Consider the following 19,890-nt stretch of genomic DNA (forward strand, 5'->3'; position numbering starts at 1 on the left):
AAAAAGAAAAATATAAAGCAAATCATTATGCTGTAGTAAAGAGAAGTACAAGCTTTCTTTATAGTTTCAAGTAATAATGCAGTCCTGAAGCTGGTTAACCAAGATAAAAACATTAATTTTTCTTTTGGTTATTTTGAATAATGTTTTTTGAGTGGACAAAGAATCTTAAATATTGTAAAAATAGTATTATTGTATTATATTAATATACCTTAATGTCAAAAAAGCTGTAAATTAAATAAAACTTACACTTTTAAATTTGAGTGCATAGTGGTATAATGAAGCATAAGGTGTTGCAAGAAAATTCATAGAAAGCAATGCTAAGGATCTTTTACAAAATTCTCTTTATTTTGATATACGCGCCCCGAACGCGCTGTATATAAAATTAATTTAAAAGGAGGAATTATAATGTCCCCAGCAGTAAAATGTCTCATTCTTCTGGCTGTTGTTGCATTGTTATTTGTAACCGAACTCATTCCGCTTGCAATAACAGCTATGGGCGGCGCTATCGCGTGCGGCCTGTTAGGTTTTATCCCTGCTAAACAAGTATTTTCTGGTCTCTCTAATTCGACCGTAGTACTCTTTGCAGGCATGTTCGTAGTAGGTGCAGCCATGTTCTACACAGGTCTTGCACAAAAAATCGGTAATACTGTAGTTCATTTCTGCGGTACCGGTGAAAACAGCTTGATGTTTGGTTTAATGTTTGTTGGTGCTGCTTTGTCTTCTGTATTATCCAACACTGGTACTGCAGCTTGTCTGCTGCCGGTTGCCTTGGGTATCTGCTCTGCAGCTAAAATCCCTGCTTCCCGTCAATTGATGCCTTTGGCATTTGCCTGCGGTCTCGGTGGTATCATCACTATGGTTGGTACTCCTCCGAATATCATCGCTAACGGCGCTTTGGAAGCTGCTGGTATTGCTGACAAATTTGGCTTCTTCGAATTTGCCTGGATTGGTATCCCTGTAACAGTAGCTGGTATCATCTATATGATGTTCTTAGGTAAATACCTGCTTCCGAAAGCTGAATTGGATGCCGACCAGGAAATTGAACAAGAAGTTGAAGCTAACGAAACTTCTGCTTCTAAACAAGTAGTTTCCGGCGTTATCCTGTTGCTCGTAGTTTTGACTATGGCTATCGGCATCAAGGGCGTTTCTTTGGAAATGGCAGCTATTATCGGCGCAATCGTTTGCGTATTGACTGGCTGTTTGACTGAAAAACAAGCTTATGCTTCTATTGACTGGGTAACTATCTTCCTGTTCGCAGGTATGATGCCTGTATCCACTGCAATGGACAAAACCGGCGCTGGTAAATTGATCGCTGAATGGACCGTAGGTCTGATGGGCGGTACTCCGTCTCCGTTAGTTGTTACTGCAGTCTTGTTTATCCTTTCTTGCGCTTTAACACAATTTATGTCCAACACTGCATCTGCAGCTCTGCTGTGCCCGATTGGTGTTGCGATTTCTAAACAACTTGGCGCTGATCCGAAAGCAGTATTGATGGCTATCGCAGTTGCAGCATCCTGTGCATTTGCATCTCCGGTAGGTACGCCTCCGAACACTTTGGTTCTTGGCCCTGGCGGATACAAATTTATGGACTATGTTAAAGCAGGTACCGGTCTTGTTATCGTATCCTTTATCGTATCCCTGATTGTAATTCCTATCGTATGGCCTTTCTTCCCCGGCAAATAATTTGTTAGGAAGATAGACGAAAGTATTATTATAAGAGCAATAAATTAAACAGACGTGATAACTATCACGTCTGTTTTTTTATGTTTTAGCTATGAATAAAAAATTGTCAAAAAGTATCAAAATGGTATAAATATGCATAACGAAGACAGTTAACAGTTTTTGAACTTTTTTGTTATACGAAAATTGTGAAAAAATCTTGAAAAAAATTGGCTTATCTGTTACACTTGTTACTGTAAGCTGTTAATTAAATTTTGTTAACAATTTTGTAACTAAAGATAAGTTTTTTAATAATATGCAAAAAATAGCAAATTTAATCATTCTAGCTTACATATATAATAGGAAGTAATTTGTTACTTCCTTAAAACATTTTTAACTTTTTGAAGGAGGATTCTCATGTCTCAAGCAGTAAAATGTCTTATTATGTTAGCTGTTATTGCTCTGTTATTTGTAACCGAACTCATCCCGCTTGCAGTAACGGCTATGGGCGGCGCTATCGCGTGCGGCCTGTTAGGTTTTATTCCTGCTAAACAGGTATTTTCCGGCCTCTCTAATTCTACCGTAGTACTTTTTGCAGGTATGTTCGTTGTTGGTGCTTCTATGTTTTATACAGGTCTTGCACAAAAAATTGGTGCTTCTATTGTTAAAATTTCCGGTACTGGTGAAAACAGTTTGATGTTTGGTATTATGCTTGTTGGCGCCGCATTGTCCGCCGTATTATCCAACACTGGTACTGCAGCTTGTCTGCTGCCGGTTGTACTTGGTATTTGTTCTGCAGCAAAGATTCCCGCTTCCCGTCAATTGATGCCTTTGGCATTTGCCTGCGGTCTCGGTGGTATCATCACTATGGTTGGTACTCCTCCGAATATCATTGCTAACGGTGCTTTGCAGGCTGCTGGAATGAAAGAGCAATTTGGTTTCTTTGAATATGCTTGGATTGGTATTCCTGTAACTTTAGCCGGTATGCTCTACATGATGTTCTTAGGCAAATATTTGCTTCCGAATAAACAAATTGATGCTGATCAGGAGATTGAACAAGAAGTTGAAGCTAACGAAACTTCCGCTTCCAAACAAATCGTATCCGCAGTAATTTTACTTTGTGTAGTTTTGACTATGGCTATTGGCATTCCTGGTGTATCTTTAGAAATGGCCGCTATCATTGGTGCAATAGTTGCAGTATTGACTGGCTGCCTGACTGAAAAACAAGCTTATGCTTCTATTGACTGGGTAACTATCTTCCTGTTCGCAGGTATGATGCCTGTATCCACTGCAATGGACAAAACCGGCGCTGGCAAAATGATCGCAGAATGGACTGTAAGCCTGATGGGCGGTTCTCCGTCTCCTTTAGTTGTTACTGCAATTCTTTTCATTCTTTCTTGCGGTTTAACACAATTTATGTCCAACACTGCATCTGCAGCTCTGCTGTGCCCGATTGGTATTGCGATTTCTCAACAACTTGGTGCTGATCCGAAAGCAGTATTGATGGCTATCGCAGTTGCAGCATCCTGTGCATTTGCATCTCCGGTAGGTACGCCTCCGAACACTTTGGTTCTTGGCCCTGGCGGATACAAATTTATGGACTATGTTAAAGCAGGTACCGGTCTTGTTATCGTATCCTTTATCGTATCCCTGGTTGTAATTCCTATCGTATGGCCTTTCTTCCCCGGTAATTAAATTTACTTCGGAAAAACAGTAAATTTTATAAAATGAATTATGTAAAAACAGGCGTGTATATCACGCCTGTTTTTTAATACTTGTTTTTGTGAATTTTTTTAGAGGAACGGCTTTAGAGTGTATCCTTTATAGCAAAAATTTGTTATAATAAGAAATGGTCTAAAGGTGTGTTCAGTCCTTGGATAATAGAGAATGAAGGGATTGTTTTGTTTGAACGAAATATATAGAGAAGAATCTCAAGTCAGTGATCGCAGAATGCAGATATCATATGGCGGTTTGGCCGTTATAGTTTTATTATGGATTTATGAAGGGTATCGTTATGTCAATACAGGATATTTTAGCCCTTTAGGTTGGGGCTTTAATATTTTATTTCTGCTGATGTGGATATGGCGTGTTGTTTTTAAGTATACATATATTCTACGTGATGGCGAGATGGAAGTCATAAGCCATGGCGTGGGAATTAGACGCAGTTTTAAAGTGGATTTGACTAAAACTGAAAGTTATACCAATAAATATATCAAAAGTTTTTTTAAGAAAACTAAAATCCGTCATTATATTCACAGGTATTCTTCAGTAGATCCTAATGAACAGCGTTTGTTAGTGTTTACTGAAGGTAAAGATAATAAAAGGCTGGCTGGTATTATTTTTAAATGCAGCGAAAAATTTTTGCGCGAACTGCGCAAACAGATGCCTGATAAATTTTTAAACTTAAATTGAGTTATTGAGAAAGGATGAAAACAATGGAAGCATTGGTAAATGTAGATAGTTCTTTGATTTGTGCTCGTATCATTCAAGTTTTCGTTGGCGCTTTTTTTTATATTTTTATGATTGCTAAGGCAGTTGGATCAGAAAATAAGGCAAAATGGTTCAAAAGACGTATGAAATACACTTTTTTCAATAAAAGAGGTATTTTTGGCGAATATATTAACTTTGGCTATCCTATTACATGGCAGGGTGTAGGTATTTTTGTCGCTATTTACGGCGTTATTTTTGGATTTGGTTATTGGTATGTTTTCATACACGCCTATAATTAAGGAGAGTATTTATGGCAGAAATGAGAGCTGAATTAGTAGGATTATTGATTGAGAAGCATGGTGAAAGAGCGAAAATAAAGCTTGATAAAGATAAAAGTAAAGGGGAAAAAATACCTAAATATTTAGAAGCCTGGTGTCCTATCAATGCCAAAGTTGGCGATGTAGTCGGTGTTGAATATCAGGAAATGAATAAACGTAAGATGCAGATGATATTGTATGGCTTTCCTGTATTGTCAGTGATTGCCGGTGCTGTTTTTGGAAACAGTATCGCTGTATTTTTCGATATTGATAAGACAATGCCTGTGATGCTGGGTGTAGTTATCTGGCTGTTGGTCGCTGTTAATTATGCGCGTATCTTTAAACGGGATGCAGTGCGCGAAGGTGTACAGCCTGTGGTTATAGAAATAGAAGCGCCTGACCCGATAGTTTTTGATGATACTGAAGATGAAAATGAAAAAAAGCAGGAGATGAGCTGATGCGGGTAAGGTTAGCGTCCGGATCTCCGCGTCGTTTAGAATTGTTGCGTCAGATTGGGTTGGATGTTGATGTATACACCAGTGCCTTTGATGAAGTTAGCGGAGCTAACGCTGAAGAAGTGGCAGCTGTGAATGCTTTAGGTAAAGGGCGGGTAGTTGTTGGACAGGCAGGCAGTGAAATACCTGTGATTGCTGCTGATACGATGGTCGTTTTGGAAAATGAAATACTTGGTAAACCATGTGATAATAATGATGCAGCAGTGATGCTGCGTAAATTATCTGGCAGAGTGCATCGGGTTTTGACAGGTGTTGCTGTTTTTTATAAAACACAGAATGTAGTAGAAGTAGTAGAGACTAAAGTATGGTTTAGAAGCTTATCAGAAATTGAGATTAATGCTTATGTTGCGACCGGAGAACCTTTAGATAAGGCTGGAGCCTATGGTATTCAGGGACGTGGTGCAGTTTTAGTTGAGAAAATAGAGGGCTGCTATAATAACGTCGTGGGGTTGCCGCTCACCCGCTTGTATCAAATGATGGCACAAATTGGAGTGAAGGGCTTTTGAGCCAGTGTATAAAAGAATTGTCACTGGATGACAGACCGCGTGAAAAATTGATGCAGCAAGGTGCTGCTGGGTTAAGTAATTCTGAGCTTTTAGCTATCTTGATACGTACTGGCACCCAGAAGCGTTCTGCTTTAAGAATTGCAGAAGAATTGACTGCTTCAGGTGGTTTATATCAAAATATAGCTTGCGTACACAGTGTTGCCGAGCTTGCTGAAGTAAAGGGACTGGGGACAGCAAAAGCTGCAACGATTCTGGCTGCATTGGAATTAGGCAAGCGTATTGCGGCAGCTGGAAGTCAGGTCAAGTTAAAAATAGAGTCTCCTCAAAAAGGTGCTGAGATTTTATTGCCAAGATTGCGTTACGAAAGACATGAAAAATTCTTGGTGTTATTATTGGACAGTAAAAATCAGGTTATAAGAATGGAACAAGTTTCAGAAGGGTCTGTCAATAGTTCGGTTGTGCATCCGCGCGAAGTGTTTGCCCCGGCGTTGCTGCACCATGCTGCTGCTATTTTGGTAGCGCATAATCATCCTTCTGGAGATCCTAAACCAAGTCAGGAAGACAAAGAACTGACTCAGAGTCTGGCAGAGACTGGAATAATTATGGGAATTCCGCTGATTGATCATCTGGTCATAGGCGATGGGATATTTTTTAGTTTTAGAGAGCAAGGTTATTTAGATAAATGAGGTGTTGAAGAATGTTTGGTATTTTTAAAAGTTTTGCTCATGATATGGGAATCGATTTGGGAACTGCGAATACTTTGGTACATGCGAAAGGCAAAGGTATCATTATCAGAGAACCTTCGGTAGTTGCCGTTGATAAAGAGCATAAAGAAGTGCTGGCGATTGGCGCTGAAGCTAAGCAGATGATTGGTCGTACCCCTGGCCATATCGTAGCTATTCGCCCGATGAAGGATGGGGTTATTGCTGATTTTGATATTACCCAGTCGATGCTTAAATACTTTATCAAAAAAGCGATTGGCAAACATTCTTTAGTACGCCCGCGTATTGTTGTCGGCGTTCCTTCTGGTGTTACTGAGGTTGAGAAACGCGCGGTTATTGATGCTACTGTACAGGCCGGCGCAAGAGAAGCCTATTTGATTGAAGAACCAATGGCGGCCGCTATTGGTGCGGGACTGCCCGTGCAGGAAGCTACCGGCAGCATGGTTGTTGATATTGGCGGCGGTACCTGCGAAGTGGCTGTTATTTCTTTAGGTGGTATTGTTATCAGCCGTTCTATTCGTACTGGCGGTGACGCAATGGACGATGCTATTGTCCGTTATATCAGGAAAACATTTAGCCTGCTGATTGGTGAGCGGACAGCGGAAGAAATAAAAATTACTATTGGTACTGCAATGGAACTTGAGGAAGCAACAGAAATGGAAATTCGCGGTCGTGATCTCGTGACAGGGCTGCCTAAAAATCTGCTTATCAATGCGAATCAGGTTTGTGAGGCGTTGAGTGAACCGGTGGCTAATATTGTCGATGCTGTACGCAATACTTTGGAGAGAACTCCACCGGAACTGGCTGCCGATATTATGGATCGCGGTATCGTTATGACAGGAGGCTCTTCTTTGCTGCGTAATCTTGACCGTTTACTGAGTAAAGAAACAGGAATGCCGGTCTATGTTTCTGATGATGCTTTGTCCTGTGTTGCTTTAGGTACTGGTATCGCGGTTGAAAATGTAGATATCTATAAAAAAGGATTTATGGCATCTAATAATAAATAAAGGCTGAATTATTATTGTGAGTAAGAAAAATATGAGCCTGCTTCTGATTGTGATAGCGTTGTTAGCCCTTATGGCTTTAGCTGTTGAAGGAAGAGTACGCTTTCCGGTGTTGAATAGGGCAGTAGTTGCGATCATAAGTCCTGTCAACAGCGGCGTCCAGACATTTACAGGCGCGGCGTCTTCTTTGGGAAATAAGCTGAAAGCTATTACGACAATGGAAGCAGAAAATGAGCAATTAAAAAAAGAGAATGCTGAATTGCGAAGAGCTAATATAGCTATGGCTGAGTTTTATGCCGAAAACCAGCGTTTGACCAAGCTTTTGCGATATAAAGAGCACGTGCCCGAACAAAAATTACTGCCTGCAAAAGTTGTAGGGCGTAATATGGGCGATCTGCAGGATGTTGTAATCATTGATCGTGGTTCGGCAGATGGTCTGGACAAAGAGATGGCTGTTGTTACGGGTGATGGCATCGTCGGGCTGATTGAAGAGGTTTATCCTGATGCTGCTAAGGTCATGCTGATTACCAGCAGCCGTTGTAAGATCGGGGCGCGTATTTTGCGGGCTGATTCCAGAGCCGTTGGTGTTATCTGTGGAAGAAGTATGGAAAATATGCCTTTAGAAATGGAGCATTTGCCCAGGGAAGCTGATGTAAGAAAAGGTGATGTTGTTATTACCAGCGGTTTCAGTGGCAGGCATCCGGCAGGTTTGGTAATTGGGACGGTAAGAGAAACCAGCCCTGAGGCGGCAGGTCTTTTACTGAACGCAGATGTTGACCCTGCTGTTGACAGCAGTAAAGTAGAAGAAGTTTTTGTTGTTACCGGGTACAGCAATCCGGCAGCAGCAACAAGTAAATTAAATAGTAATATCGAAGGGGGACAGGCACAATGAGGAAACTGATTTGGCCCGTCCTGTTTCTGTTATTTTTATCTTTACAGATGAGTTTGCCGCAAACACAGTGGTTTAAATTTGATTTACCGCTTTTGCTGATTTATTGCTTTGCTATGCTGAGAGGTGCATTTGCCGGCGGGATAGCAGGCTTCCTTGTAGGGTTGCTGCAGGATCTTTTAACCGGAGGCATTTTTGGTTTTCATATCTTGACAAGGACTGCGATAGGATATTATGTTGGATATACAAAAGAAAAAGTATTTAAAGACAGTATGTTTTACAATATTGTGGCGGTTGGCGCAATAACAGTTGTTTTGCGGTGCTGTTATTTTATTCTGCAGCTTATTATGGCCAGGGGCTTTTCGGTCTTACTGTTAGAACTGGCTCTGCAGGATACGGTTGCTTATTGCCTGGGAAATATTATTTTTGTAATTCCGTTGTATCTGCTGACCGAAAGGCTGCAGAAGTGGATAGAACTGGATGATGGACTGCATTAAACAAAGGAGGTCAAATTGTGCTGAACAAAAGATACGCGCGCCGCTTGGAAGTTATGCTGGCAGCAGCAGTATGCATATTTTTAATTTTGCTCGGCAGAATGGCCTATTTGCAGCTTTATAAAGGCGATTATTATGGTAATCAGGCTGATGGTAACAGGTTGCGCAGAACAAAGATCACTGCGCCGCGCGGCCTTTTTTTTGATTATAAAGGGCAGGAATTAGTGAATAATCTGCCTGGTTATGCTGTGGCGCTGCAGCGTCAGGGACAGCGTGATAACGAAAAAGTGATCGGAGCATTGTCTGAAATATTAGATATGCCGGAAGAACAAATAAGAAAGCGTATTGCCGCTAATCAAAACAGTTATGAACCAACACGCTTAAAAAGTAATGTTTCTCCTGAGATCGTAACAAAAATAGAAGAACGCAGGCTGGAATTACCTGGAGTTTTGCTGGAATTACAGCCGATCCGAAATTATTTGTATAAAGAACTGGCAGTTCACGCGTTAGGATATGTTGGCGAGGCCAGTGAATATGATATTACTGAAGGCAGCTATAAAGGGATGCCCGGCGGTAGTATCGTTGGTAAATTTGGTATTGAAAAAACTTTTGATAAAGTGATCCGCGGTACAGACGGCAGCTTTGATGAAGAAGTTGATGTTGCCGGTAATGTAGTTAAACAACTGGGCCAGCGTGATCCTATCCCAGGTAAAAGCCTGCAGCTGACCATTGATAGAGGACTGCAGATAGTTATGGAAAAAGCTGTTGATGAGCAATTAGCATATCTGCGGTCCAGCGGTATTGCCCCTAATGCCAGAGCAGCGGCTATTGTAGCGATTGATCCACGCAGCGGTGCGGTAAGAGCGATGGTAAGCAGACCTGCTTTTAATCCTAACCTTTTTGTAAATGGGATATCGGAAAAGGACTGGCAGGTTATAAATAACGATCCTAATTATCCTATGGGAAACAAAGTAATATCGGGCGAATATCCTCCGGGATCAACGTTTAAGATCATTACAGGTACGGCGGCATTGGAGCTTGGCAAGGTAACGCCGGAAGAATTGATTTTTGACTCCGGCCAGCACTGGCTGGTTCCCATGGGCAATGCCGGCGGAGAGGCTCTGGGCTGGATTAATTTCCAGCAGGCTTTAAGTATGTCGGATAATGTATATTTTTATGAAATGGGCAACCGCTTAGGAATCGATAATCTGGTCAATTTTGCACGCAAATTCGGTATGGGTAAAAAAACAGGTATTGAACTTGAGGGAGAAGCTTCCGGGCTGCTTCCGACACCTGAAAATAAACGCAAGATATTTACAGGGGAGGACTGGACTCTGGGCGATACTTTTAACGCTTCTATCGGACAGGGGATAGACCTTGCAACACCTCTGCAGATGGCCGTGATGATGAGCTGTATTGCCGGTGGCGGTATTTATCACCAACCGTATTTAGTAGATAAAGTGCTGAATAATGACGGAAGTACTTTTGAAGTGCGTCAGCATCAGGAACCGTATGCTTTGGGAGTATCACAAAAAACTCTCGAACTGATCAAACAGGGTTTGATGGGTGTAGCACAACCTGGCGGAACGGCTTCTTATTTTGCTGATCTGCCGAAGCCAATGGCAGCGAAAACAGGTACGGCAGAAAATCCGCATGGACGTGATCATGGGTTATTTGTGGCCTATGGACCTGCAGATGCTCCGGAACTGGTTGTTGCAGCAGTAGTTGAGCAGGGCAGTTTCGGTTCCACTTCAGCTGGTCCGATTGTATATAAAGTTTTTGAAGAATGGTTTAGAGAAGAAGGTTTGATACCGCCACAAGCGGTTAAGTAAGCAGAAATTGCGGAAAGGATAGCAAATGCAGCAAAATAGATATTTTCGTAATTTGGACTGGTGGCTGGTTATAGCTATTTTGGGTTTAGTCGGAATAGGTATTTGTCTGATTGCCAGCGCTACTCATTCCTTTGCCGTAGCGACAGGTAAAGCCTGGCATGTTGAACGGCAAAGTCTGTTTTTAGCAATAGATTTGGCCCTGGTTATTTTTTCGCTGCGCTTTGACTATCGCCTGCTTAAAGATATTGCCACCCCCTTATATGTTTTTAATATTATCCTGCTTTTAGCGGTAATGTTTTTAGGACACAGTCAGCTGGGCGCACAAAGATGGATTCAGATCGGGCCTCTTAGTATTCAGCCCTCTGAATTTTCAAAAGCAATAATGATTGTCTGTCTGGCGGCGTTTTTAAATAAAAGATTGGAAACACTTGATAGTTTTACTGATTATTTACCGGCGCTGGCTTACGTTTTTGTACCTTTTATATTGGTTATGAAGCAGCCTGATTTGGGCACGTCGCTGGTTTTTATGGCGATTTTGCTGGGGATGCTGCTCATCAGCGGTTTTAAGGTCAGATGGCTGATGTATATGAGCGGCGCGCTTATTGCTTTAATGCCTGCATTATGGCATATTTTGAAAGAATATCAAAAAAACAGGATCAGGGTATTTTTAGATCCTGAGCTTGACCCTTTTGGGGCCGGCTATCATGTCATCCAATCAAAAATAGCTATTGGTTCCGGCCTTTTGACAGGCAAGGGCTGGTTTTTGGGTACGCAGAGCCAACTTAACTTTCTGCCCGAGAATCATACGGATTTTATCTTTGCTGTCGCCGGCGAAGAATTTGGATTTATTGGTATTATTATTATATTATTATTATATTTGATCGTTATTTGGCGCGGTTTGACCATTGCACTGAATGCCGAAGATGATTTTGGGACCTTGCTGGCAGTGGGCATTACCTTTATGTTTATGTTCCATGTACTGGTAAATATTGGAATGACTGCTGGGATTATGCCAGTTACAGGTGTGCCGCTGCCGTTTATGAGTTATGGAGTGAGCTCGCTGACTACGAATATGCTGTTGGCCGGGTTGCTGCTGAACATCAATATGCGGCGTCAGCAGCTGCAATTTTAGAGGAGGAACAGCATGGAAAAAGAATTGACTATCGATATATTCAGCAGTGTGCAGAAACCTGCTCGATATACAGGCGGAGAATTTAACAGCATTGTAAAAACTTCGGAGGAAACTGAAGTAAGTATTGCCCTGGCCTTTCCAGATATTTACGAAGTTGGGATGAGTTACCTGGGATTTAAAATTTTATATCATATTTTAAACCTTGAAAACGGTATTGCTGCTGAAAGAGTTTATGCACCCTGGGTAGATATGGAAGCAAAAATGCGTGCTAATGCTATTCCGCTGCGAACTTTGGAGACGGAAAAGGTCTTGCAGGATTTTGATTTTGTAGGCTTTACTTTGCAGTATGAGCTTTCTTATACAAATATTCTTAATATGCTTGATTTGGGTCGGATACCTGTAAAAACAGAGGAACGTACAGAAAAAGATCCTTTTATTATTGTTGGCGGACCATGCGTATATAATCCGGAACCTCTGGCAGATTTTTTTGATCTTGCCGTTGTTGGTGAAGGTGAAGAAGTTATGGTCGAGCTGATGGATACCTATAAAAAATGGAAACGTGAAGGTAAGCCTGCTGGCCGGAAAGGTTTCCTGCAGCGTGCGGTAGCGATCAAAGGCATTTATGTACCATCATTTTATGATGTTGCTTATAATGAGGATGGTACGGTAGCAGCAGTTGTTCCTAACTGTGATGCTGCGCCTGCAGCAGTTGAAAAACGAGTTATTTCTGATATGAATACGGTCAATTATCCGGCAGCGCCGATCGTGCCGTTTGGAGAAATAGTGCATGACAGAATTATGCTGGAAGTTTTTCGCGGCTGCAGCCGCGGCTGCCGTTTTTGCCATGCAGGTATGGTTTATCGGCCTGTGCGTGAACGCAGGCCGGAGCTTTTGAAGGAACTGGCGCGTCAACTGGTGGATAATACCGGTTATAACGAGATTTCACTGGTATCTTTAAGTACGGCAGATTATTCTTGTCTTGCGCCGATGATACATGATATGATCGAAGAATTTAAAGACGAAAAAGTCAGTGTGTCATTACCCTCGCTGCGCATTGATAGTTTTTCTGTAGATCTGGCGAAAGAAGTGCAGGCTGTACGGAAAAGCGGATTGACTTTTGCACCGGAAGCAGGCAGTCAGAGAATGCGTGACGTGATAAATAAAGGCGTTACAGAAGAAGATTTGATGAATGCGGTTGGTGCTGCTTTTGCGTCAGGCTGGTCGTCAGTAAAATTATATTTCATGATAGGCCTGCCTGGTGAAACTGATGAAGATGTACTGGCTATCGCTAAACTGGCGAAGGCAGTACAATATAAATATCAGGAAGTAACGGGGCGGCGCGGTGCAAAAGTAACCGTCAGTGCTTCTTCTTTTGTGCCGAAACCCTATACTCCGTTTCAATGGGTACCGCAGGATGATATAGCAGAACTACGGCGTAAACAGTTTTTATTGAAAGACGCGCTTAAAGTAAAAAACATCACCTTCCAGTATCATGACTCTGTGACCAGTGTTATGGAAGCTGTTTTTGCCCGTGGTGACCGCCGTTTAGGAAAAGCCTTATATCTGGCCTGGCAGCGCGGCGCTAAATTTGACGGCTGGAGTGAACATTTTTCTTATGACCGCTGGCTGGAAGCCCTGCAGGACGCAGGCTTGAATAAAGAATTCTATATAGGCCGCGAACGCGGAGCCGATGAATTATTCCCCTGGGAACATATTCAGCCGGCTGTAGCACGCGGTTTTCTGCGCAGGGAATATGAAAAAGCCCTGGCAGAAGAATTGACACATGACTGCCGTCACGGTGTCTGCACCGGCTGTGGTGTTTGCCAAAAACTGGGAGTAAAAATAATCGACTGGAAAGAGCAGGGCTTAGTATGAAATTAAGGATGCAGATAACTAAGGAGAAAGAAATACGTTTTATTTCCCATTTAGAATATGTGCGGACTATTGAAAGAGCTATCCGACGAGCTAAATTACCTGCCGCTTATTCAGAAGGCTTTAATCCGCATTTAAAGTTTTCACTGGCATCAGCGCTCGGTGTCGGCGTTGTCAGTATGGCTGAATTTGTAGAGATAGAACTGGCCGAGCCGATGGAAGTACACGAGGCTGTACAGAAAATGACTGCGGCTCTGCCTCGCGGCATTCGGATTATGGCCGCAGATGTAACTGCGAACAACGCGCCGGCACTGATGGCTTCCGCCGGCGGAGCCGATTATGTTGTTGAGCTTCCCTATTCAGGTGAGTATATTGAGGCCGTAGCTGCTTTTAACGCGTCGCCAAGTGTTATTTACGCCAAGGCAGCGCCAAAGCTTAAAAACAAAATCAAAGAAATCGATGTAAAATTTTATATACCGGAAATATGTGCCAGTCAGAAAAATGATGTGCTGACTTTAAAATTTTCCTGTCGTATCACACCTAATGGCAGTATGAAAGCAGCAGATCTGTTAAATACCCTGAATCAGCATTTTGGAATGCAGCTGCCTGTTGAAAAGGCAGATATTACCAGGCTGGATCTGTACCGTGCAGCTGCTGATGGCAGCCGGCTGCCGATGCTGGAACATATGGACGAGGCTATTTAATAGTTAAGGAAAGGAGGGGCTTTTGTATGGAAACCAAAATTATTATCAGTGCTACGGCAGAAGAAACACGTATGGGACTGACTGAAAATGGCCGTCTGATGGAATATTTAGTAGAACGCAGCAGTGAAAAACATCTTGTCGGCAATATTTTTAAAGGCCGGGTGAATAATGTTGTTCCCGGTATCCAGGCGGCTTTTATTGATATTGGTTTACAGCAGAATGCCTTTCTTTATCTGGGTGAAAGTAATGATATTACTGAAGGTAAGTCCATATTAGTTCAGATAACGAAAGATGCCAGGGGCAGCAAAGGACCTTCTGCAACGCGCGAGCTGACGTTGCCTGGGCGCTATGTGGTGCTTTTACCACTGGCGGATTATATTGGCGTGTCACATAAAATAGAGAATAAAGAGGAACGAACCCGTTTAAAAGCTATTGTTGAGGAAGCAAAGCCTGATGGTATGGGAATCGTCATTCGTACGGCGGCTATTGGTGCCAGTGAGGAAGCGTTGCTGGAGGATATCAGGCATTTGTGTGCTAACTGGCGTGTCATTGAAGCACGCGGTAAAGTAGAAAAAGCTCCTGCAACCTTGTATCGAGAATTAGACTTATCAGTACGTATCGTACGTGATTATCTGACAAATGATGTTTCACAAATTATTCTGGATGACAAAGCAGTATATGGACGTGTCTGCGAGTTACTGAAGAATATGCCGGGCGGTACAACAGGCCGGGTTCTGCTGCATGAAAATCAGGAAGACGTTTTTGCTTACTATGGACTGAGGGAAGAAATAGATACTATTTCTGACAGACGGATAGACTTAAGCTGCGGCGGCTATCTGGTGATCGATTATACAGAAGCTATGACCGTTATTGACGTCAACAGCGGCCGTTACAGCGGCCGTGAAAATTTGGAAGAAACTATTATGCAGATCAACCGTGAAGCGGCAGTCGAGATCGCCAGACAGCTTAGACTTCGGGATATTGGCGGTATTATAGTTGTAGATTTCATTGATATGCATACGCAGGAGCATCAGCAGGAAATACTGCAGGTGCTGCAGCAGGCACTGTCTAGTGATAAAATGAAGCCGCGTGTTCAGGATATTACGGTTTTGAATTTAGTTGAAATCACGAGGAAAAAAGCTCGGCAGAATCTTTCAACGGTCCTGTATGCACCCTGTCCTATCTGCCAGGGCGGCGGCAGAGTACAATCACGCGAAACAATCGCTTTGGAAATAAAACGGCGTCTGCGGACATTACTTGCTAAACCATGTGCATCACGCAGTATTTTGATCTCTGCTAATCCCTGGATGGTAGAATGGCTGCGGGCTAAAGACCTGCGGCAGTGGGAGCGTGAACTGGCCTGTAAGATTAACGTCGAAGCAGATACTGGTCTGCATATAGAAACCTTTTCGATTTTAGACAATACCGGTGTTGACAAATAACGCTGCTTGTAATAAAATACTTGAGTATAGACTGATTAAGTCTGTCCCCAACCGCGCAGAGAGGTTCCGTAAACTCTTTAGAGTACCGAATTTGGCGAGTCTATCATAAGGGAGGTGCAAATAGATGTACGCAATCATTAAAACCGGCGGTAAGCAATACCGCGTTAGCGAAGGCGACGTTCTGAACATTGAAAAATTGGACGTTGAAGCTGGCAGTGAAGTTGTTTTTGACGAAGTTTTGACCGTTGTTGCTGACAGCGATGTTAAAATCGGTAAACCCGTTGTTGACGGCGCTAAAGTAACTGCTAAAGTTGTTGAACATGGCAAAGCTGAAAAGATTTTTGTTTTCAAATATAAAGCAAAATCCAACTACCGCAAACGCCAGGGTCATCGTCAACCGTTCACTAAAGTTGAAATCTCTAAAATCGAAGCCTAACAGCGATGATAACAGTAGATTTATTTAAGAACGAACAGGGCTTGATAACAGGCTATAAGGTCAGCGGTCACGCAGGCTTTGCAGCAGCAGGCGAAGATATCGTCTGTGGAGCGGTCTCTGTTTTGACGCAGACGCCAATCCTTGGCTTGGAACAGCATTTGAAATGTCAGCCGTCCTATCACGTAGATGAAGAAGACGGTATTTTAGAAGTAAACTTGAATAATACTCCGAATGAATTGACTCAGGCTATTCTGGCAACTATGGAATATGGTTTGCTGGGAGTAGCAGAGCAGTATCCGAAGTACGTTCGCATTCATACATACAGGAGGTGAATCGCAATGTTTAAACTGATCCTGCAATTGCATGCTCATAAAAAAGGTACCGGTAGCTCTCACAATGGTCGTGATTCCAATGCTCAACGTTTGGGCACTAAAGCTCACGAAAGCCAATTGGTAACTGCCGGCAGCATTATCGTACGCCAACGTGGTACCAGATTCCATCCCGGCAACAATGTTGGTATGGGTAAGGATTACACTATTTACGCTACTATCGAAGGCCGTGTTAAATTTGAACGTAAAGGCCGCGACAAACGTCAAATCAGTGTTTATCCGGTAGAAGAAGCAGCAATGTAATTTAAAATTAAAAGCACTCACTTATGTGAGTGCTTTTTTATTAAAAAAATAGCAGCAGATAAGTATGGCAGTATTTGTAAAAACCACCCGTAAAACGGGTGGTTTTTATTTTTACTTAGCAAATATTTCTTAAATTATGCTCGAATATTACAACTTCAGGAGTAATTTTATACATCTTTGGTTGTAATATAGCCTGGTGTTTGTTTCTATAATCATCCCTAAGGAGTAAAATAAATACCATAATTCTAACTTTGGCAGTCTATTTGCAGATAGAGACTTCTATTAAAATATAAGTATAAGCCGAAAATATTCACATGGTTGGTATATGGATGCTTTTAAAGATTTTTTAGTGCCAAGTATGCAAATATTTGTAAGTGATATTAAAGGAATAAATATGCAATATAAGTATTTGGAATTCTTTGAGATTATATTTGTTTTGTTGTAAAAAGGCAATTGAAACGATATAATCATTTTACACTGCCGTATAGTTGTTTTGATGTTGTACTTAAGGAGATGAAAATGATGCGCAACACTTTTTCTTCACAGGAGTGGTTGAAATTTATTGGGAAGGAAAAATTACAAACCTTTCAGGATTCTTTTGCCCGTGTTGATAATATCAGTTTATGCTTTTTTGATTTAGAAGGCACTCCATTAACAGTGTGGTCAAACTCAAGTCTTCTTTGTCACCAGATAATTCAAAATAATAAAAAACGCTGTCAGCAGGAAAAAGAAAAATCAATGTGTTTTCTCAAAAAAACTCAGCAGATAAAATTGTTTACGTGTTATTTGGGGTTAACGTATTTTATGTGCCCTGTTTATTATAATAACAAGCTGGTTGCTATTGCCTACGGCGGTGGCATTGCTACAGAGGCGCAGACAGTGCCTCAGGAAATTATAGAACGTTATAATATACCCTTAATGCCTCAGCGTAAGCTGCAGCGGATAGGGGAATTGCTGGTGCAGACAATGGCTCTGGTAAATTTTGATTTAAATGTTGTTGAAAATATTGGGGCGGAAAAAACTGAAGCTGATCTAAATGTTTTTAACGGTATTTTGAGCAGGCGTGAAGCAGAAGTGGCAATGCTTATCTGTCAGGGATTGAGTAATAAACAGATTGCAGAACAGCTTTTTATCAGTGAAAAAACCATAAAAACACATGTCAGCAATATCCTGAGCAAACTTGATATTAAAGATCGGATGCAGTTGATTTTGGAGTATTGCAGGATAGTACCTAATGCGTAATAAAATCGAATGGGGCAAAGAAGATGAGCATAAAGAAAAAACTGAGTATTTTTGTTTTGGTTTTGCTATTGGTACCCATGCTTTTATTAGTACTTTCAACGCAGCATTTTTTTGACAGACAGATCCAGGAGAATGAACGCAACTATTTACAGGTTGCGATGAAAACTGTTCGTAATGATATGGAAAACAGGATGGACGAGATGAGAAAAGCAGGATTGCTTTTCGCAGGTGATTCAGATATTAATAAAGCCATGTATGATGATAGAAACAGACTTGCTATGGCTTTAAATAATTTAAAACGTAATTTTAATTATCTTGACTATGTAGTTATTGTAGATCGAGAGAACCGTATATTGGCAAGCAGTTCTCCCTATCTGTTATATCCAGATGGCAGTGCTGTTAAAATCCTGGCTGCCAGCAGCATGCTGTTTGGGAAAACGCATGTATCAGAAGAAGTTGTCGGGCTTGAAGAACTGTTTACTAAAGATTCATTTGAATATGACAATTTTTCGATCAAAATACTTAACCAGTCTCCGGGGGCGCAGGAGTATCTGCATAAAGCTCTGATGGGTATAGTTGTAGTACCGATCAGAGATAAATCTGCTGATAACGACGTTATCGGAGCTATTGTATTATGTGATGTACTTAATAATGATAACTACTTTGCTGAGCGCTACAGCAGAAATCTGGATAATTCATTTCTGGCTTTTTCCATTGACGGGATAAGGATTGCCTCGAATATTCAGACTGATACTAAAAGTAATTTTGTCGGCAGCAGGGCCCCGCATGAAACAGGTAAATATTTGGAAGACGATAAACAGTATTTTGGAAAAGTGGATGTCGATGATGAAATACATGTTTTTTTAGATCAGAAAATTTTTAACAGTGCTGATGAACCAATCGCTGTTGTAGGAATTGGCATCCCAGAAGAAAAATTTTCGGGAATTGTCAGTAATAATTATAAGTATGTCTTAGGTCTTTTTTTCTTATGTCTGTGGGCCATGCTTATTTTAGGGCAGCTGCTGGCTGAAAAAATAAGCTGTCCGATTGTGCATGTTACCGATTTGACTAGAGATTATTATGAAAAGAATTTTGGTAACAAAGCAATACTTAATGGGAAAAAGGATGACGAAGGTGCTATGCTGCAGGAGATGTTTGAAAAGTTTACAACTCAGTTAGAACTTAGGAAACAGGAGAGCAAACTGTATTTAGAGCAATTGGAATGTGAGCATCAGCAACAGAAGCAACTGGCGTTTGAACTGCAAAAAAACAATGAGCAGCTTGAACTTAATGTTGCGGAAAGAACTAAATATTTACAGGAGGCATTGAATGAGCTGAAGAAAGTAGATGTGGCGAAATCCCAGTTTATGGCGAATATCAGTCATGAATTGAGAACTCCGCTAAATGCTATAATCGGTTCTTCTGAAATTTTAAAGGACGATATATTAGGTGAACTGAATCAGAAACAGAAAAAATATGTAGCTAATATTTTCAGCAGCAGTACTCATCTGCTGCAGCTGATCAATGATATTCTGGATATATCCAAGATCGCCAGCGGGAAAATGACTCTTAATTACAGCGAATTTTATTTGAAAGAAATTGTTTTGCAGACTGTGGAAAACGTGAAAAGTTATGTGACAAGTAAACAGTTAAAAGTAAAGTTGAAATTTGAACCTGATGATTTTATGATCGAAGCTGATGCGGCCAAGCTAAAACAGATTTTATATAATCTGTTATCAAATGCAGTAAAGTTTACCGGAACTGGCGGGCAGATAGAAATCTATGTTTATAAGCGTGAAGATGTTGCCGAATTTATTGTGCGCGATAATGGTATAGGTATAGCCGAGCAGGATCAGAAAAAAGTATTTGTGGAATTTGAACAGGTCGACAGTTCTTATACCCGTGAATACGAAGGTACAGGACTGGGTCTGCCACTGGTAAAAAAGATGGTTGAGATGCATGGTGGATATGTCTATTTAAAAAGTGCTTTAGGTGAAGGAACGGAAGTAATTTTTTTGATTCCGCTGCAGCAGGGAATGAAGAAACAGTGAAAGGTGAGGTG

General features: G+C 41.5%; 20 protein-coding genes. All 20 read left to right on the forward strand.

Annotation, left to right across the window (positions count from 1 at the left end; all coding sequences use genetic code 11):
• The first annotated feature begins 405 nt into the window (after nucleotides 1–405).
• The 20 genes from PFJ30894_RS04475 to PFJ30894_RS04570 all read left to right on the forward strand — a co-directional run bounded on the left by PFJ30894_RS04475 (nucleotide 406) and on the right by PFJ30894_RS04570 (nucleotide 19,879).
• On the forward strand, nucleotides 406–1,683 hold the full coding sequence (locus tag PFJ30894_RS04475) for an SLC13 family permease (RefSeq protein WP_046430653.1): 1,278 nt from the start codon (nucleotides 406–408) through the stop codon (nucleotides 1,681–1,683).
• Between the two features lie 393 nt (nucleotides 1,684–2,076).
• Nucleotides 2,077–3,354 (forward strand): SLC13 family permease, encoded by a 1,278-nt coding sequence (locus PFJ30894_RS04480; protein ID WP_046430655.1) that lies wholly within the window; start codon nucleotides 2,077–2,079, stop codon nucleotides 3,352–3,354.
• Nucleotides 3,355–3,564: 210 nt separating this feature from the next.
• The gene (locus PFJ30894_RS04485) at nucleotides 3,565–4,071 is read left to right on the forward strand and encodes a hypothetical protein (RefSeq protein ID WP_044491570.1); all 507 of its coding nucleotides are present in this window, start codon (nucleotides 3,565–3,567) and stop codon (nucleotides 4,069–4,071) included.
• Between the two features lie 23 nt (nucleotides 4,072–4,094).
• On the forward strand, nucleotides 4,095–4,388 hold the full coding sequence (locus PFJ30894_RS04490) for a hypothetical protein (RefSeq protein ID WP_021717258.1): 294 nt from the start codon (nucleotides 4,095–4,097) through the stop codon (nucleotides 4,386–4,388).
• A gap of 11 nt (nucleotides 4,389–4,399) precedes the next feature.
• Nucleotides 4,400–4,864 (forward strand): SoxR reducing system RseC family protein, encoded by a 465-nt coding sequence (locus tag PFJ30894_RS04495; protein WP_125669140.1) that lies wholly within the window; start codon nucleotides 4,400–4,402, stop codon nucleotides 4,862–4,864.
• Nucleotides 4,861–5,427 (forward strand): Maf family protein, encoded by a 567-nt coding sequence (locus tag PFJ30894_RS04500; RefSeq protein WP_370841206.1) that lies wholly within the window; start codon nucleotides 4,861–4,863, stop codon nucleotides 5,425–5,427. Before PFJ30894_RS04495 ends, PFJ30894_RS04500 begins: the two co-directional genes overlap by 4 nt.
• Nucleotides 5,424–6,113: a RadC family protein gene (gene radC, locus PFJ30894_RS04505; protein ID WP_125669142.1), complete on the forward strand. Its 690-nt coding sequence runs from the start codon at nucleotides 5,424–5,426 to the stop codon at nucleotides 6,111–6,113. The genes PFJ30894_RS04500 and radC overlap by 4 nt, the downstream gene beginning before the upstream one ends.
• Before the next feature lie 11 nt (nucleotides 6,114–6,124).
• Nucleotides 6,125–7,156, forward strand: a complete 1,032-nt coding sequence (locus PFJ30894_RS04510; RefSeq protein WP_125669143.1) for a rod shape-determining protein — start codon at nucleotides 6,125–6,127, stop codon at nucleotides 7,154–7,156.
• Between the two features lie 16 nt (nucleotides 7,157–7,172).
• The gene (gene mreC / locus PFJ30894_RS04515; protein ID WP_125669144.1) at nucleotides 7,173–8,045 is read left to right on the forward strand and encodes a rod shape-determining protein MreC; all 873 of its coding nucleotides are present in this window, start codon (nucleotides 7,173–7,175) and stop codon (nucleotides 8,043–8,045) included.
• The gene (gene mreD / locus PFJ30894_RS04520) at nucleotides 8,042–8,539 is read left to right on the forward strand and encodes a rod shape-determining protein MreD (RefSeq protein ID WP_125669145.1); all 498 of its coding nucleotides are present in this window, start codon (nucleotides 8,042–8,044) and stop codon (nucleotides 8,537–8,539) included. Before mreC ends, mreD begins: the two co-directional genes overlap by 4 nt.
• Nucleotides 8,540–8,556: 17 nt before the next feature.
• Nucleotides 8,557–10,368 (forward strand): penicillin-binding protein 2, encoded by a 1,812-nt coding sequence (gene mrdA / locus PFJ30894_RS04525; protein WP_231997946.1) that lies wholly within the window; start codon nucleotides 8,557–8,559, stop codon nucleotides 10,366–10,368.
• 25 nt (nucleotides 10,369–10,393) lie between these two features.
• Nucleotides 10,394–11,500, forward strand: a complete 1,107-nt coding sequence (rodA, locus tag PFJ30894_RS04530) for a rod shape-determining protein RodA (RefSeq protein WP_125669146.1) — start codon at nucleotides 10,394–10,396, stop codon at nucleotides 11,498–11,500.
• A gap of 12 nt (nucleotides 11,501–11,512) precedes the next feature.
• Nucleotides 11,513–13,375: a TIGR03960 family B12-binding radical SAM protein gene (locus PFJ30894_RS04535; protein WP_125669147.1), complete on the forward strand. Its 1,863-nt coding sequence runs from the start codon at nucleotides 11,513–11,515 to the stop codon at nucleotides 13,373–13,375.
• Nucleotides 13,372–14,076 (forward strand): TIGR03936 family radical SAM-associated protein, encoded by a 705-nt coding sequence (locus PFJ30894_RS04540; protein WP_125669148.1) that lies wholly within the window; start codon nucleotides 13,372–13,374, stop codon nucleotides 14,074–14,076. Before PFJ30894_RS04535 ends, PFJ30894_RS04540 begins: the two co-directional genes overlap by 4 nt.
• 26 nt (nucleotides 14,077–14,102) lie before the next feature.
• Nucleotides 14,103–15,518, forward strand: coding sequence for an Rne/Rng family ribonuclease (locus tag PFJ30894_RS04545; protein ID WP_125669149.1), 1,416 nt, complete (start codon nucleotides 14,103–14,105; stop codon nucleotides 15,516–15,518).
• 124 nt (nucleotides 15,519–15,642) lie between these two features.
• On the forward strand, nucleotides 15,643–15,954 hold the full coding sequence (rplU, locus tag PFJ30894_RS04550; RefSeq protein ID WP_021717270.1) for a 50S ribosomal protein L21: 312 nt from the start codon (nucleotides 15,643–15,645) through the stop codon (nucleotides 15,952–15,954).
• Nucleotides 15,955–15,959: 5 nt separating this feature from the next.
• Nucleotides 15,960–16,286 (forward strand): ribosomal-processing cysteine protease Prp, encoded by a 327-nt coding sequence (locus PFJ30894_RS04555; RefSeq protein ID WP_021717271.1) that lies wholly within the window; start codon nucleotides 15,960–15,962, stop codon nucleotides 16,284–16,286.
• 6 nt (nucleotides 16,287–16,292) lie between these two features.
• Nucleotides 16,293–16,586, forward strand: a complete 294-nt coding sequence (rpmA, locus tag PFJ30894_RS04560) for a 50S ribosomal protein L27 (RefSeq protein WP_021717272.1) — start codon at nucleotides 16,293–16,295, stop codon at nucleotides 16,584–16,586.
• A gap of 519 nt (nucleotides 16,587–17,105) precedes the next feature.
• A complete protein-coding gene (locus tag PFJ30894_RS12030; protein ID WP_269461230.1) occupies nucleotides 17,106–17,828 on the forward strand; it encodes a LuxR family transcriptional regulator in 723 nt (240 codons plus the stop codon).
• Nucleotides 17,829–17,851: 23 nt separating this feature from the next.
• The gene (locus PFJ30894_RS04570) at nucleotides 17,852–19,879 is read left to right on the forward strand and encodes an ATP-binding protein (protein WP_125669151.1); all 2,028 of its coding nucleotides are present in this window, start codon (nucleotides 17,852–17,854) and stop codon (nucleotides 19,877–19,879) included.
• Nucleotides 19,880–19,890: the final 11 nt, after the last annotated feature.

The sequence above is a fragment of the Phascolarctobacterium faecium genome (genome assembly GCF_003945365.1).
GTDB classification, from domain to species: Bacteria; Bacillota; Negativicutes; order Acidaminococcales; family Acidaminococcaceae; genus Phascolarctobacterium; species Phascolarctobacterium faecium.

Bases quoted from the DNA above. Each gene is read 5' to 3' on its own strand.
- PFJ30894_RS04475 (WP_046430653.1), top strand. From the start codon at position 406: ATGTCCCCAGCAGTAAAATGTCTCATTCTTCTGGCTGTTGTTGCATTG.
- PFJ30894_RS04480 (WP_046430655.1), top strand. From the start codon at position 2,077: ATGTCTCAAGCAGTAAAATGTCTTATTATGTTAGCTGTTATTGCTCTG.
- PFJ30894_RS04490 (WP_021717258.1), top strand. From the start codon at position 4,095: ATGGAAGCATTGGTAAATGTAGATAGTTCTTTGATTTGTGCTCGTATC.
- PFJ30894_RS04495 (WP_125669140.1), top strand. From the start codon at position 4,400: ATGGCAGAAATGAGAGCTGAATTAGTAGGATTATTGATTGAGAAGCAT.
- PFJ30894_RS04510 (WP_125669143.1), top strand. From the start codon at position 6,125: ATGTTTGGTATTTTTAAAAGTTTTGCTCATGATATGGGAATCGATTTG.
- mreD (WP_125669145.1), top strand. From the start codon at position 8,042: ATGAGGAAACTGATTTGGCCCGTCCTGTTTCTGTTATTTTTATCTTTA.
- rodA (WP_125669146.1), top strand. From the start codon at position 10,394: ATGCAGCAAAATAGATATTTTCGTAATTTGGACTGGTGGCTGGTTATA.
- PFJ30894_RS04535 (WP_125669147.1), top strand. From the start codon at position 11,513: ATGGAAAAAGAATTGACTATCGATATATTCAGCAGTGTGCAGAAACCT.
- PFJ30894_RS04540 (WP_125669148.1), top strand. From the start codon at position 13,372: ATGAAATTAAGGATGCAGATAACTAAGGAGAAAGAAATACGTTTTATT.
- PFJ30894_RS04545 (WP_125669149.1), top strand. From the start codon at position 14,103: ATGGAAACCAAAATTATTATCAGTGCTACGGCAGAAGAAACACGTATG.
- rplU (WP_021717270.1), top strand. From the start codon at position 15,643: ATGTACGCAATCATTAAAACCGGCGGTAAGCAATACCGCGTTAGCGAA.
- PFJ30894_RS04555 (WP_021717271.1), top strand. From the start codon at position 15,960: ATGATAACAGTAGATTTATTTAAGAACGAACAGGGCTTGATAACAGGC.
- rpmA (WP_021717272.1), top strand. From the start codon at position 16,293: ATGTTTAAACTGATCCTGCAATTGCATGCTCATAAAAAAGGTACCGGT.
- PFJ30894_RS12030 (WP_269461230.1), top strand. From the start codon at position 17,106: ATGATGCGCAACACTTTTTCTTCACAGGAGTGGTTGAAATTTATTGGG.
- PFJ30894_RS04570 (WP_125669151.1), top strand. From the start codon at position 17,852: ATGAGCATAAAGAAAAAACTGAGTATTTTTGTTTTGGTTTTGCTATTG.